This window comes from Rhizorhabdus sp. GW822-FHT03C02, from assembly GCF_058801765.1.
This window is the reverse complement of record NZ_JBXANN010000001.1, coordinates 1203633-1217213: the sequence shown is the minus strand read 5'-3', so window position 1 is coordinate 1217213 and position 13581 is coordinate 1203633. Positions and strand designations below refer to the sequence as shown.

Here is a 13581-nt window from a genome sequence, read left to right as displayed (position 1 = left end):
CGATCGAGATGAGCAAACCCACCCCGGGATCGCGCTGGAAGAGCGCAGTCTGCGATACCGAAGCCGTGGTGGTGAAACCCGCCGGCAGCGGCGCCGTCCCCGAATGCGGCGGGATCGCAATGGTCCCGGTCGCCGTCGCCAAACCCGCAGACGCCGCGGTCGTCGCCGGGTTCGACGGCGGCACGCTGATCGGCAAGCGCTATGCCGATCCCGAAAGCGGCCTCGAACTGCTCGCCACCAAGGCGGGCAAGGGCTCGCTCGGGGTCGAAGGGCGGATCGCGCCGATCAAGGACGCCAAGCCCCTTCCCTCTTCGGACTGAGGAATCCGCCGATGATGAACATCGCGCTGCTCATGGAGATGGCGGCATCGGCGCTCGACGACCGGATCGCGGTCGCGGCGCAGGGCGAACATCTCTCCTTCGCCGACCTCCAGCGCCGCGCGCTGATCGCGGCCGAACTGTTCGCCGCGCATGAAGGCGAGAAGATCGCCTATGTCGGGGTCAATTCGATCGCCTTCCCGCTCGCCCTGTTCGGCAGCGCATTGGCAGGCAAACCCTTCACCCCGTTGAATTATCGCCTGCCCGATGCCGAGTTGCGCCGGCTGCTCGGGCGCACCGCCCCGGCCACTTTGGTGGTCGACGACGACATGGCCGGACGGGTCGCCGGGATCGACGGGATCGACGCGATCACCGTCACCGATTTCCTTGCCGCCCGCGCCGCACCCCGCGGTTTCGTCCCGGTCGAGAACGATATCGCGGTGCTGCTGTTCACCAGCGGCACCACCGGCGAACCCAAGGTCGGGGTTCTGCGCCACGCCAATCTCAGCTCGTACGTGATTTCGACGGTCGAGTTCATGGGCGCGGGCGAGGACGAGGCCGCGCTGGTCAGCGTCCCCCCCTATCACATCGCCGGTATCTCGGCGGTGCTGACTTCGGTCTATGCCGGTCGCAAGCTCGTCCAGCTACCGGCCTTCTCGCCCGAAGCCTGGGTCGATGCGGTGGCGGCGGAAGGCGTGACCCAGGCGATGGTGGTGCCGACGATGCTCGGCCGGATCCTCGACACGCTCGACGCGCGCGGCCAAGCGCTGCCCGGCTTGCGCCACCTCTCTTATGGTGGCGGCCGCATGCCCGAGCCGGTGATCCGTCGGGCGATGGCGACGCTGCCCGATGTCGACTTCGTCAACGCTTATGGCCTGACCGAGACCAGCTCGACCGTCGCCTTCCTGGGCCCCGAGGACCATCGCCGGGCGATCGCCTCCGACGATCCGGTCTGGCAGCGGCGCCTCGCGTCGGTCGGCGTCCCGCTTCCGACGCTCGAACTCGACATCCGCGATCCCGAAGGCCGCTCGGTGCCGCGCGGCGGTGCCGGCGAGATCTGGGTGCGCGGCGACCAGGTATCGGGCGAATATCTCGGCCGCTCGGCGCTGCGCGAGGGCGGCTGGTATCCGACCAACGATGCCGGCTGGATCGACGAGGACGGCTATCTCTTCGTCGAGGGCCGGCTCGACGACGTCATCGTCCGCGGCGGCGAGAATATCTCGCCCGGCGAGATCGAGGATGTTCTGCGCCAGCATCCCGCGGTCGCCGACGTCGCGGTGCTCGGCGTTCCCGACGACGAATGGGGCGAGGCCATCGCGGCGGTGATCGTCGTCCGTGCGCCGACGCCCGCCGACGAACTGCGCGACTGGGTGCGCACGCGGTTACGATCGACCAAGGTCCCGCAATTTCTTCTGTTCCGCGACGCGCTGCCCTATAACGACACCGGCAAGCTGCTGCGCCGCGCGATCAAGCAGGATATCGCACCGGCCCGCGCGGCCTGATCGCGCTTCCGTCAAAAAACAAGGAGGATGACAGTGAGCGAACGCTCGACCGAGGTGAAGAGCTTCCCCACCCATGAGGCGCGCTTCCGCCTCGACGGCCGCACCGTCTTCCTGTCGGGCGCCGCGGGCCATCTCGGCCGGGCGATGGCGATCGGCTTCGCCCAGGCCGGGGCGCATGTCGTCCTCAACGGCCGCACCGCCGCCAAGCTGCAGGTCTTTGCCGACGAACTCGGCGCGCAGGGGCTGTCCGCCTCGGTCGCGGCGTTCGACGTGATGGACCGCGACGCCGCCAACGCCTTCCTGGCCGGACTCGACCGGCTCGACGTGCTCGTCAACAACGCGATCACCGGGCTCGGTCCCAATGCCGGCACCAGCGCCGAGGCGTTCCGCGCGACCGTCGACAGCGGCCTGATCGCCGCGCACGAGAATATCATGACCGCGCTGCCCGCGCTCGAGGCCACGGTCGCCGCGACCGGGCATGCCTCGGTGATCAACATCACCTCGACCTGGGCGCATGTCAGCCCGAACTTTCCGCTCTACGAGGGCACCGGCCGGCTGACCCCGCCGCAATATGCCGCGACCAAGGGCGGGCTGATCCAGCTCACCCGCTATCTCGCCTGCCAGCTCGCGCCGAAGCGCATTCGCGTCAATTCGCTGAGCCCCGGCATCTTCCCCTGGGACGATATCGCCGCCAACGAGCCCGACTTCGTCGCAAAGCTCGCCGGCCAGTCGCCGATGCAGCGACTGGGCCTGGCGCATGAGCTCACGGGACCGGCGGTGTTCCTCGCGTCGGACGCCGCCTCCTACATGACCGGCACCGACCTGCTGATCGATGGCGGCTGGACCGCCTGGTAATCTTCCGCGATCAACTCGGCCCCGCGCCAGCCCACCGCCATCGCGGGGGCATTGGTGTTGCCCGATGGGATCGTCGGCATGATCGAGCAATCGGCGACGCGCAGCCCCTCGACGCCGTGAACCCGCAGTCGCGCGTCCACCACCGCGTCGCCACCCGGCCCCATATGACAGGTTCCGGTGGTATGGCTGCCGCTGCGCGCGGTCTTGTCGAGCTCGTCCATGATCTCGGCATCGCTCGCCACCTGCGGCCCCGGAAAGGTCTCGGCGGCGACGAACGGCGCGATCGCCGGCATCGCCATCATCCGCCGCAGCCAGCGGACCATGTCGAGCGCGGCGCCGCGATCCTCCTCGGTAACGAGCCAGTTGGGATGGATGGCGACCTGGGCATGCGGATCGCGTGACGCGATCGCGACATGCCCCTCGCTGGTCGGCCGCAGCAGATAGGCGCCGGCGGTCAGACCCGGCAGCGTCTCGGGCTGGCCGACATAACCCTTGCCGGGCTTGAGCGGCGCCATGCTGATCGGGGCGAAATAAAGCTGGACGTCGGGTCGCACCACCGCCGCGCTCGACCGCAGGAAAGCGCCGACCTCGAACGGGCCGGTGCTCATGATCCCATCGTGGCGCAGCAGGTAGCGCGCGACGCTCGCGACCAGACCGGCACCGCGCAGCCGCGAATTATGGCCCGGCTCGCCGGTCAGCCGATAGTTGAACGCCAGCCCGACATGGTCGCGCATATGCGCGCCGACCCCGGGACTGTCGTGGAGCACCTCGACCCCGAGCCGCTGCAGCAGCGCCCCCGGCCCCACCCCTGAAAGCTGCAGCAATTTGGGCGACTGGACCGCGCCCGCCGCCAGGATCACCTCGCGTGCGGCAGCAAAGTCGATCGCCTCGCCGCCGACCCGCGCGCGGACGCCGATGGCCCGCCGCCCATGCCACAGGATATGCTCGGCCTCGGCACCGCGCACGATGCGCAGATTGGGACGACCGCGGATCGGATCGAGGAACGCCGCGGCGGCGCTCAGCCGGCGGCCGTCGCGGATCGTATGGGCATAATAGCCGATCCCCTGCTGGTCGGGGCCGTTGAAGTCGTCGCTGCGCGGCAGCCCCATCTGCTCGCCGGCGGCGATGATCGTCTCGGCGAAGGGATAGCGGAAATGGCCGGCGGTGACGGTCAACGGCCCGCCCGCACCGCGGGTCGCGCTGGCGCCGAGGCTGTGATCCTCCATCGCCCGGAAGTGCTCGAGCATCGTCGCACCGTCCCAGCCGGGATTTCCGCGCGCCGCCCAGTCGTCATAGTCGGCCATCTGCCCGCGAATATAGATCATGCCGTTGATCGCGCTCGATCCCCCGAGCACCTTGCCGCGCGGCCACATCTCGCCTGCGCGGCCGCGGTGCGGCTGCGCCTCGGTCATGAAGTTCCAGGCGAAATCGGGCATGCCGGTGACCTTGGCAAAGCCCTTGGGCATGCCGATCAGGAAATGACCGGGCCGCGGCCCGGCCTCGAGCAGCAGCACCGTCACCGACGGATCGGCGCTCAGCCGGTTGGCGAGCACACAGCCGGCCGATCCCGCCCCTACGATCACATAATCCGCCTGCGTGGTCATGGCTTCTTCTCCCTGCGCCCGTCCTATCGCCGCGGCCTCGCGCAAACGCCCATGAAAAAGGCTAGGTAGGGCCGTTCACCGGCACGGCGGTGCCCGGCAGACCGCAAAGGAGGATCGACGACGACCGCCACCTGATCTTTTGATCAATCCCGATATTCATCGTGATCATCTAGACCAAATCGGGGGGCTCGGCACGGCGTTACGATCGTGCGGCCTGGACCAAGGGAGAAAGGGGTTGCACCCCTGGATATCGAAAGGCTTTCCAATGCTTGAATCCAGATCATTGTCCGCGCGGCGTGCGCGCTTGCTCGGCACGACGCTGCTCGCCGCGCTCGCGCCGTTCGCCGGCGCATATGCGCAGGAAACCTCGACCGCTCCGCAGGCCGCGCAAGGCGCCAGCCAAGCCGAGCCGCTCGACGCCAACGACATCGTCGTCACCGCCCGGCGCCGTGCCGAACGGCTGCAGGACGTGCCGGTCGCCGCGGTCGCGGTGACCACCGCGCAGATCCGCCAATATGATCTGACCAATCTCGCCAATGTCCGCATCGTCGCTCCGCAGGTCTCGTTCGATCGCGGCTTCACCGGGTCGGGCGCATCGATCTCGCTGCGCGGGGTGAGTTCCTCGAACCTCGACGCCGGCATCGAGCAGTCGGTGCTGCTCGATCTCGACGGGCTGCCGATCAGCCGCGGACGCATCCTCAACGACGCGCTGTTCGATCTTCAGGAAATCGAGGTGCTCAAGGGTCCGCAGTCGCTGTTCTTCGGCAAGAACACCCCGGGTGGCGTGGTCTCGCTCAAGAGCGCCGGACCGACCAAGACGCTGCAGGGCTATGTCCGCACCGGTTATGAATTCAACAACGACCAGGCATCGGTCGAGGCCGCGATCTCGGGGCCGATCACCGACACGCTCGGCTTCCGCCTCGCCGGCTATGGCAGCAACAGCGAAGGCTATATCCATAACCAGAGCCCCGGCATCGCCGATCCGTTCCGGACGACGCCCGCGCTCCAGGCCGGCGGTACGTTCGTGCCCGCCTCGTACAAGCGGCTCGGCGCCGAGAAGAAGATCGCCGGGCGCCTGACCCTGGCCTATGACGGCGGCAACGGTTTCGACGCGACCTTCAAGATGCTCGGGTCGCGCTATACCAGCCAGGGCCTGCAGTCGTTCAGCGAGGTGATGGGTTGCCCTGCCGGCCGCACCAAGCCCGCATCGGTCGGCGTCACCGATCCCTATGGCGACTGCAAGCTCAACGACAAATCGTCGCAGGGCGCGCTGCCGCCGGCGGTGGTCGCGGCGTGGCCCGAGGTCCGCGGCTGGAACACCGGCGGCCCATCGGCACGCGTTGCATCGATAGTTCCGACGCTGACGATGAATTACAAGCCCGGCAAGATCAACCTGACCTCGGTGACCGGCCTCTATTATTACAACTTCCGCAGTTCGGGCAACGCCGACGCGACCGCCTATAATTATTTCTGGTCGTACAACAAGGAACGCAACACCAGTTTCGTGCAGGAAGTACGGGCCGTTTCCGATTTCGACGGCCCGCTCAACTTCGCGTCCGGCGGTTATTACGAGCATAACGACCGGACCTTCTATGTCGGCGGCGCCAATGGGCCCAATCCCGTCGATCCCCGCAACGGCAAGCTCAACACCCATGACAACAAGCAGGCCAACAAGAGCGAGGCCTATTCGCTGTTCCTCCAGGTCAGCTACAAGATCCTCGACAATCTCGAACTGGCCGGCGGCGCGCGCTACACGCACGAAAAGAAGGATGTCGACCTCGTCAACACCTTCGTCAATTCTGCGGCGGTCGGCTACAAGCCCGAAGGCGTTCACATCATCGGGTCGCAGAAGCAGCGCAACACCTCGCCCGAGGCGACGCTGACCTGGAAGCCGTCCAACACGCTGATGGTCTATGGCGCCTACAAGACCGGCTATCTGTCGGGGGGCTTTTCGAACCCCGGCACGATCTCGTCGGGCAACAATATCGGCAATCTGACCTTCGACGCCGAAAAGGCCAAGGGCTTCGAACTCGGCACCAAGTTCCAGGCGTTCGACCGCCGGCTCACCGGCTCGCTGACCGCCTATAGCTACAAATATAAGGGCCTGCAGCTCACCGCGCTCAACGCGGTGACCGCGGTGTTCCAGACCCAGAACGCCGCCAACACCACGACCAAGGGCATCGAACTCGAAGGTGCCTATCGCACCCCGCTCGACGGACTGACCCTGCGCGGCAGCGTTTCGTACAACCGCGCCGAGTTCAAGGATTTCGCCGGCGCCCAATGCTATGCCGGCCAGACCGCGGCGCAGGGCTGCCTGTTGCTGCCGGGATCGACCACCGCCCGCGCGCAGGACCTCAGCGGCCGCGACGTCTATCGCGCCCCGCACTGGCTGCTCTCGGGCGGCGCGGTCTACGACATCGCCATGGCGAACGACTATAAGCTGACGTTGAACGGCGACTATCGCTGGACCTCGGGCTATTATGCCTCGCTCCAGGAAAATCCGGCCGGTTTCCAGAAGCATTATCTGCTGCTCAACGCCGGTGTCCGGCTGAGCGCGCCGAGCGACCGCTGGTCGCTGGCGGTGATCGGCCGCAACCTCACCAACCGCCGCTATGCGACGATCGGCGTGGACAAGCCCGGCGGCTCGGGCGAGGTGTTCGCGGTCGCCGGCGAGCCCCGCGCGGTCGTGCTGCAGGGCGAAGTGAAGTTCTGACGCGAAAAAGGCGGCGGTCCGATCGGATCGCCGCCGCCCTTTCCTCCCCTCTGCCCCGGCGCGTCAGGCGCCGGGGCATTTTTCTTATCCGTCGATCACCGTCTGCGCCGCACGCAGCCCCGTGGTCAACGCCGCCGCCAAACCGCCGCCATAGCCGCTGCGATAGAGGTCGCCGACATCGGCGCCGGCCGCGAGCAGTCCGTCGACCGGGGTGCCGTCCGCCCGCAATGCCTGCATCGACGCGTCGCAGGCGATGCCCGCGAAGCTGAAGGTGATCGCCGGATAGACGATCAGCGCATAATATGGCGGCGTGGCCAGCGGCTTATGCTCCTGGTGCGCGCGCGATGGCACCAGCTTCTCCCAGCCCTCGCGCGCGCAACGGTCATAATCGGCGACCGTCGCCAGCATCTGCGCACCGTCGAAGCCGTGCCGGGCGGCGAAGGACGCGACTTCGGCAAGCGTATCGGCGACGATCCCCTCGCCACCATGGTCGAGCGCCACCGCCATCCGGTCCTCGGGCGGCGCCACCTCGACCACCGGGGTCACCCCGTGCATCTGGTGAATGCGGTCGTCGGACAGCATCAGCGCGCGGCCGCCCGGCTGCTGGAGGGTGCGATGGGTGTTGGCATGATCGCCCGCGGTCTCGTCGCAGAAGCGCAGGCCCGCCTCGTTCAGCAGCAGCGTATAGTCGCTATGATATTGCGAAAGCCGGGTGAACAGCCGCGGATCGCCCCAGTCGGGCGAGCGGCTGACGAGATGCCCGTAAAAGCCGATATTGCCCTTGGGCGCCGCCGCCCCCGCCGCCACCGCGAGCCGCAGCGTGGCGCCGTCGCTGGTCGGGTTCGACCGCAGCAGCATCGTCCGGCCGTTCGGGCCGAGATAATGGTCGCGCCAATCGGCCGAGCCCTGCCATCCGCCGGCTGCCAGCAAGGTCCAGGGCGCGAACAGATCGACGGCGCCGTCGGCATGGACCGCACGCGCACCGATCACCCGCCCCGCATCGTCGGTCAGCAGCCGCTCGACGCGGGTGTCGTAGACGATCGCACCGCCCGCGCCTTCGACGCTGACGATCGCCTGGGTGAAATGGCCGAGCATGTCGGCCTGATAGCCCCGGCCGTTGAGCGGATTGACCACGGTCGACATCGCGATATCGCGGCCGCGCAGCCAGTCGAGCGCGGGGGCATAGCCATCGGCGACCAGTGCCGCGAAATGCGGCGCGCCTTCGGCATGATAGGCCATCTTCGCCGCGGTCTCGAACGTCCACAATATGCCGCCCGACATCGCCGCCGAACCGCCATGGTCCGACGCCGCCTCGACCACGACGACGCGCAGTCCCGCCTCCGCCGCCTTTGCCGCCGCGCTCAGCCCGGCCATGCCGGCACCGATCACGATAAGGTCATAGTCCAGCCCGTCTTCCCGCATTCCGTCCGCTCCGCTCATGGTTCGAACCGCAGGATGCGCCCGAACCGACCGCCGGCCCACGGCACAAAAGGACAGGTCTCAATCGGGCGACGGCGCCATCGGTTCGCGCGCGAGCGCGCGCAGCCGGTCCTTGCGGATCTTGCCCGAAGCGGTGCGCGGAAAATCGTCGACCCAGATGACGTGCTCGGGGCATTTCTGTTTCGCCAGCCCGAGGCCGCCGAGATGGCGCGCGAAGGCGGCGACGTCGGGCCGTTCACCGCCCTGCGCGATCAGCACCGCGCAGATGCCTTCGCCGAGCCTGGGATGCGGCATCGCCACGACCGCCGCCTCGGCGACCGCCGGATGACGGTGCAGCGCATCCTCGATTTCCCTGGCGCTGATATTCTCGCCGCCGCGGATGATGAGGTCCTTCTTGCGGTCGGTGATCGTGACCACGCCATCGGCCGAGACCGTGCCGATGTCACCAGTGCGCAGGAAACCGTCGGGGTCGATCGCCGCTTCGGTGTCGGCGGGGTCGGCATAGCCGACGAACATCGAGGGCCCGCGCACCAGCAGCTCGCCCTCCTCGCCCGGCGGAAGCACCGCGCCGTCCGCGTCGACCGCATGCACCTCATAATCGACGACGCGCCCGTCGGTGGTCGCGGCGGGCTCGTCTTCGCCGGGCTCGCGAAAACCGAGCGTGACCAGTGGCGCTTCGGAACTGCCATAGACGCGAAAAGCGACCGGCCGCCCGAACCGCGCGTTCGCCGTCCTGACCAGTTCGGGCGGAACCGCGGCGCCGCCACAGGCGAAAAACCGCAGGCTGGGCAAGGTCGATCCGGCGTCGGCAGCGGTCGCGGCCAGTTCCTGCAGGAACGGGGTCGCGGCCACGGTGCCGACGACCGCATGCCGCCCGATCAGATCGAGCGCCGCGGCCGCATTCCAGCTCTCCATCAGGATCGTGCGGGTGCCGGCGAGGAACGGCATTTCGAGACCATTGGCATAGCCGCTGATATGCGTGACCGGCGACGGCATCAGGATCGCATCGCCCGGCTCGATGCCCCAATAGCTGCTGCTGACCTCCATCACCCGTCCCAGCGTGTCATGGCTGTGCAACACCGCCTTCGGCCGGCCGGTCGTGCCCGAGGTGTAGAGGAGCAGCTTGATGCCGGCGGGATCGACCTGCCGGCCGACCGGCCTTGCGCCTCGCCCCGATTCGACCAGTGCGGCATAATCGTCGATCCGGACACCGGCCGGCCGGATCGGCACCGCGGCGATGAGGTCGGGCAGGTCCGGCGCGAGCCGCGCGATCATCGCCCCATAGTCGTAGCCCCGGAACTGTTCGGCGAGAAACAACAGCCGCGACCGGCTGTCGCGCAGCATGTAACCGACCTCGGCATCGCGATAGATCGGCACGATCGGGTTGACGACGAAGCCGCCGATACAGGCCGCCAGATTGATCACCGCGGTTTCGTGCCAGTTCGGCGCCTGGAAGCTGACCACCTCGCCGGGTCGGACGCCCAGCGCGGCCATCGCCGCCGCCAGCGCCTCGGCATCGGCCAGCAAGGTGCCGATCTCATGCGCGACACCGCCATCGACCAGCATCACCCCGTGCGCGTCGTGCGCCGCCAGATCCCGCGCCCGATCGGCCATCGTCCGTCGTGGCCACAAACCCCGATCCGCGAAGCGACGAAGATGTATTGCCAAGCCGTTGTCGATCATAGCGTTTCCTCTCGATCACCGGAAAACAAGGACATTCGGCGATCAAGATCGGCAATTCCTCATAATGATAGCTATTTTTCTTGCCCCACTTTCGTCTGCCGGATAAGGTCCGAAACGGAGAGAAGTCGTACCAGAAAACCTCAACGGGAGTGGTCGAAAATGCAGTGCCTCGACAAGCTTGATTCGGTCCGCATCACCGCGCCCAGGGATGTGCGTGCCGCAGCGGAGTCCTTCTTCGCCTTCGCCACCGGCATTTTCAATTGTCGTGTCGCGGCATGCCACAACATCGCCGTCAAACAGCTGATGCACGACGGCGATGGCAAGGTCCTGGCGACCGATATCTTCGGCTGGACCGACCAGGAAAACGACCGCTGGTGGCGCACGCCGCAACTGGCGCTCGCATCGCCGCTGCCCACCGCCTGCCGTTATGAAAGCGAGCCCTTCTGGTGCAATGCCGACGGCTTTCGCACCATCCGCAAGAACGCCTGGCTCGACAGCATCGACCTGTCGAATTTCGAACGCCGCGCCTTCGCCCGCGCCGCGATCGTCGTGCCGGTGCACCTGCCGTTCGGCCAGATCGGCGCGGTCAGCTTCACCCCGCAGGACGACGCAGTCGTCGATCTTTCCGACGAATATGCGCGCTTCGGCGATGTCCTCGGCATCTATTCGCGTGCCTTCATCTCGTCCTATCAACGGGTGATGGTCGCGCCCGAACGCTTGCCGGTCGGCGGCACCATGCTCAGCAAGCGCGAGGTCGAGTGCCTGCGCTGGGCGGCGATCGGCAAGACCGATTATGAGATCAGCATGATCATGTCGCGCAGCCGGGCGACGGTGCGCTTCCACATCCACAATGCCGCGACCAAGCTCGACGCGGTCAACCGCAGCCAGACGGTCTTCAAGGCGGCGCAGCTCGGCTATATCGGCCTCAACAGCTGAGGCGACCGGACGGTGCCCGGTCAGAGACCGAGCACCGTCTTGGCGATGATCGTGCGCTGGATTTCGTTGCTGCCGCCGAAGATCGTCCACGCCCGGCTGTTGAGATAGCGCGCCGGCGCGACCTGCGCATCCTTGCCCTGGATCGGCGGATCGCAATCGGGGCCATAGAGTGGCCGGGTCGTGCAGAGCTGCAGTCCGGCATAGCCATGCGCCGACATCGCCAGCGCGTCGATCTGCTGGCGCAGCGTCGAGGCGCACATCTTGACCAGCGAGGTCTGCGGACCGGGCTTCTTGCCATGGGCGATCTCGGCGAGAATGCGCAATTCGGTGACCTCGAGCGCCAGCGCTTCGAATTCGGCGCGCGCCAGGCGGGTCGCGAAGGCCGTATCGTCGACCAGCGCCCCGCCCCGGCCATCGGCCAGACCCGCCGCGACCCTGCGCAGGTCGGCGAGATCGGCGAGGAGCCGTGGCGCATGGCATGATCCGCCGCGCTCGTTCTCGAGCAGATATTTGGCGACGGTCCACCCCTGCCCCTCGCCTGCGATCCGGTTCTCGACCGGCACCACGACATCGTCGAGGAACACCGCATTGACCTCATGGTCGCCGGCGATGCCGATGATCGGCTTGATCTCGATCCCCTTCTGATCGAGGTCGACCAGCAGGAAGCTCAGCCCGGCCTGCGCCTTGACCTCGGGATCGGTGCGCACGAGGCAGAACATATGGGTCGCGAACTGGGCATGGGTGGTCCACAGCTTGCTGCCGTTGACGACATAATGATCGCCCTGACGCACCGCGCGGGTCTTGAGGCTCGCCAGGTCCGATCCCGATGACGGCTCGGAAAAGCCCTGGCACCAATAATCGTCGCCGGACAATATCCGCGGCAGCAGCGTCGCCTTCTGCTCGTCGGTGCCGAACGCCTGCAGCACGGGCGCAAGCAGCTTGAGGCTGAGCACCGGCAGGTCGGGCGCATCGGCGAGCGCGCATTCCTTCTCGAAAATATAGCGCCGCACCGGATCCCAGCCGGTGCCGCCATATTCGGCCGGCCAGTTATAGCCGAGCCAGCCCTTCTCGTGAAGGATCTGCTGCCAGCGCCGGCTGATGTCGGGCTCGGCGAATACGGTCGGGGTAGCCCGCGCACCGGCGCGAAGGTCGGCGGTCAGATGCGCGTCGAGAAAGGCGCGGACCTCGGCCTGGAAATGCTTCTCGTCCTCGCTGAATTCGAAATTCATTCGTCCCTCCGGGGCCATCGCGGGCCCATGGACCCGGTATCGCCGAACTGGCGGCCGAACGCGTCTGTGCAAAAGGCTAGCCGGTCGAGGCCGGCCATCGTCGGGGCGATGCCCCGCGCCGCCTAGCCGAATGTGGAGGCGCAGCCGTTCGAGGGCTCCGGTAAAACGCCGGCATCAGGGCGGGAGCGGTCCGCATCCTCCGGACGAGAGACGGCATTTGGACTTCAGCATATCAGAAGAGCAGCAGATGCTGCGCGACATGGTCGAACGCTTCGCCAAGGATCGCTACGATCCGGCGCAGCGCCCCGCCCACCATGTCCCGGCCGCCGGGTTCGATGCCGGCAACTGGGCGCTGCTCGCCGAACTCGGCCTGCTCGCTTTGCCCTTCGACGAGGCCGATGGCGGCCTCGCCGGATCGCCCACCGACCTGATGATCGTCGCCGAGGCGCTTGGCCGCGGGGTCGTCGCCGAACCCTTTCTGTCGGGCATATTGATCGCCGGCCAGTTGCTGGCGATTGCCGGCACCGCCGGCCAGAAAGCGCACTGGCTCGATCGCATCATCGCCGGGTCGGCGCATATCGCGCTCGCGCACAGCGAACCCGACAGCCGCTTCGCGCTCGACCGCGTATCGGCGACGGTCGTCGATGGCCGGATCAGCGGTACCAAGAGCTTCGTCCTCGGCGGCACCGCGAGCGACGCCTTCATCGTCTCGGCGCGCGCGCAGGACGGCGCGATCGGCCTGTTCCTGGTCGATGCCGCAGCACCCGGCATCCGTCGCCACGATTATCGGCTGGTCGACGGATCGACCGCGATCGAGATCGGCTTCGCCGACACGCCCGCCGATCCGATGGCCGGCGGCCTCGACGATCTGCTCGTGCTGGTCGACGCGCTGCGCGTGCCGATCGCTGCCGAAATGCTCGGCCTGATGTCGACGCTGTTCGACGTGACGCTCGAATATATCCGGGTAAGACGCCAGTTTTCCGCGCCGATCGGCAGCTTCCAGGCGATCCAGCACCGCATGGCCGACCAATATCTCGCGCTCGAACAATCGCGCTCGCTGCTGTTCCGCGCGGCCATGACCGGCGGCGATGCCGGCAACGCCGCGCGCCGCGCCGCCAAGGCCTATATCGCCGCCGCCGGCGTGCGGCTGGGCGAAGAAGCGATCCAGCTCCATGGCGGCATGGGGGTCACCGACGAACTGATCGTCGGCCATGCGCACAAGCGCATGCTGCTGCTCGCCAGCCTGTTCGGCGACGCCGACAGCGAACTGAGCGGCTATCTCGCCGCAACGCGCTGAAACGA

General features: G+C 67.4%; 10 protein-coding genes. 6 read left to right on the top strand and 4 right to left on the bottom strand.

The genetic code is table 11. The features are described from left to right. Nucleotides 1-8 precede the first annotated feature (8 nt). From AC1RM6_RS05595 to AC1RM6_RS05585, 3 genes are read left to right on the top strand one after another with little or no spacing between them, the layout of a single operon-like run. On the top strand, nucleotides 9-320 hold the full coding sequence (locus AC1RM6_RS05595; RefSeq protein ID WP_493098896.1) for a hypothetical protein: 312 nt from the start codon (nucleotides 9-11) through the stop codon (nucleotides 318-320). 11 nt (nucleotides 321-331) lie between these two features. Then, nucleotides 332-1819: a class I adenylate-forming enzyme family protein gene (locus tag AC1RM6_RS05590; protein WP_493098894.1), complete on the top strand. Its 1488-nt coding sequence runs from the start codon at nucleotides 332-334 to the stop codon at nucleotides 1817-1819. 33 nt (nucleotides 1820-1852) lie between these two features. After that, a complete protein-coding gene (locus AC1RM6_RS05585) occupies nucleotides 1853-2674 on the top strand; it encodes an SDR family NAD(P)-dependent oxidoreductase (RefSeq protein ID WP_493098892.1) in 822 nt (273 codons plus the stop codon). On the opposite strand, the gene AC1RM6_RS05580 is transcribed toward AC1RM6_RS05585, so the two are convergent. Then, nucleotides 2623-4278 carry a GMC family oxidoreductase gene (locus AC1RM6_RS05580; RefSeq protein ID WP_493098890.1) on the bottom strand — a complete coding sequence of 552 codons (1656 nt, stop codon included), beginning with the start codon at nucleotides 4276-4278 and terminating at the stop codon, nucleotides 2623-2625. The two genes, AC1RM6_RS05585 and AC1RM6_RS05580, sit on opposite strands and share 52 nt — an antisense overlap. 265 nt (nucleotides 4279-4543) lie before the next feature. Here AC1RM6_RS05580 and AC1RM6_RS05575 point away from each other — a divergent pair, with 265 nt between their 5' ends. After that, complete coding sequence (locus AC1RM6_RS05575; protein WP_493098888.1) at nucleotides 4544-6991, top strand: TonB-dependent receptor; 2448 nt, start codon at nucleotides 4544-4546, stop codon at nucleotides 6989-6991. 84 nt (nucleotides 6992-7075) lie between these two features. Here AC1RM6_RS05575 and AC1RM6_RS05570 read toward each other — a convergent pair whose 3' ends face one another. Together AC1RM6_RS05570 and AC1RM6_RS05565 are read right to left on the bottom strand one after the other, a co-directional pair. After that, on the bottom strand, nucleotides 7076-8413 hold the full coding sequence (locus AC1RM6_RS05570) for an FAD-dependent oxidoreductase (RefSeq protein WP_493098887.1): 1338 nt from the start codon (nucleotides 8411-8413) through the stop codon (nucleotides 7076-7078). 78 nt (nucleotides 8414-8491) lie between these two features. Further along, entirely contained in the window at nucleotides 8492-10045 is a 1554-nt protein-coding gene (locus AC1RM6_RS05565) for an AMP-binding protein (protein ID WP_493098885.1), read from the bottom strand. Here AC1RM6_RS05565 and AC1RM6_RS05560 point away from each other — a divergent pair. After that, nucleotides 9971-11050 (top strand): helix-turn-helix transcriptional regulator, encoded by a 1080-nt coding sequence (locus AC1RM6_RS05560; RefSeq protein WP_493098883.1) that lies wholly within the window; start codon nucleotides 9971-9973, stop codon nucleotides 11048-11050. The genes AC1RM6_RS05565 and AC1RM6_RS05560 overlap by 75 nt on opposite strands. A 20-nt stretch (nucleotides 11051-11070) precedes the next feature. Here the strand turns inward: AC1RM6_RS05560 and AC1RM6_RS05555 are convergent, their stop codons facing one another. Next, nucleotides 11071-12279, bottom strand: a complete 1209-nt coding sequence (locus AC1RM6_RS05555; protein WP_493098881.1) for an acyl-CoA dehydrogenase family protein — start codon at nucleotides 12277-12279, stop codon at nucleotides 11071-11073. Between the two features lie 217 nt (nucleotides 12280-12496). On the opposite strand from AC1RM6_RS05555, the gene AC1RM6_RS05550 reads away from it, so the two are divergent. Further along, nucleotides 12497-13576, top strand: coding sequence for an acyl-CoA dehydrogenase family protein (locus AC1RM6_RS05550; protein WP_493098879.1), 1080 nt, complete (start codon nucleotides 12497-12499; stop codon nucleotides 13574-13576). Nucleotides 13577-13581: the final 5 nt, after the last annotated feature.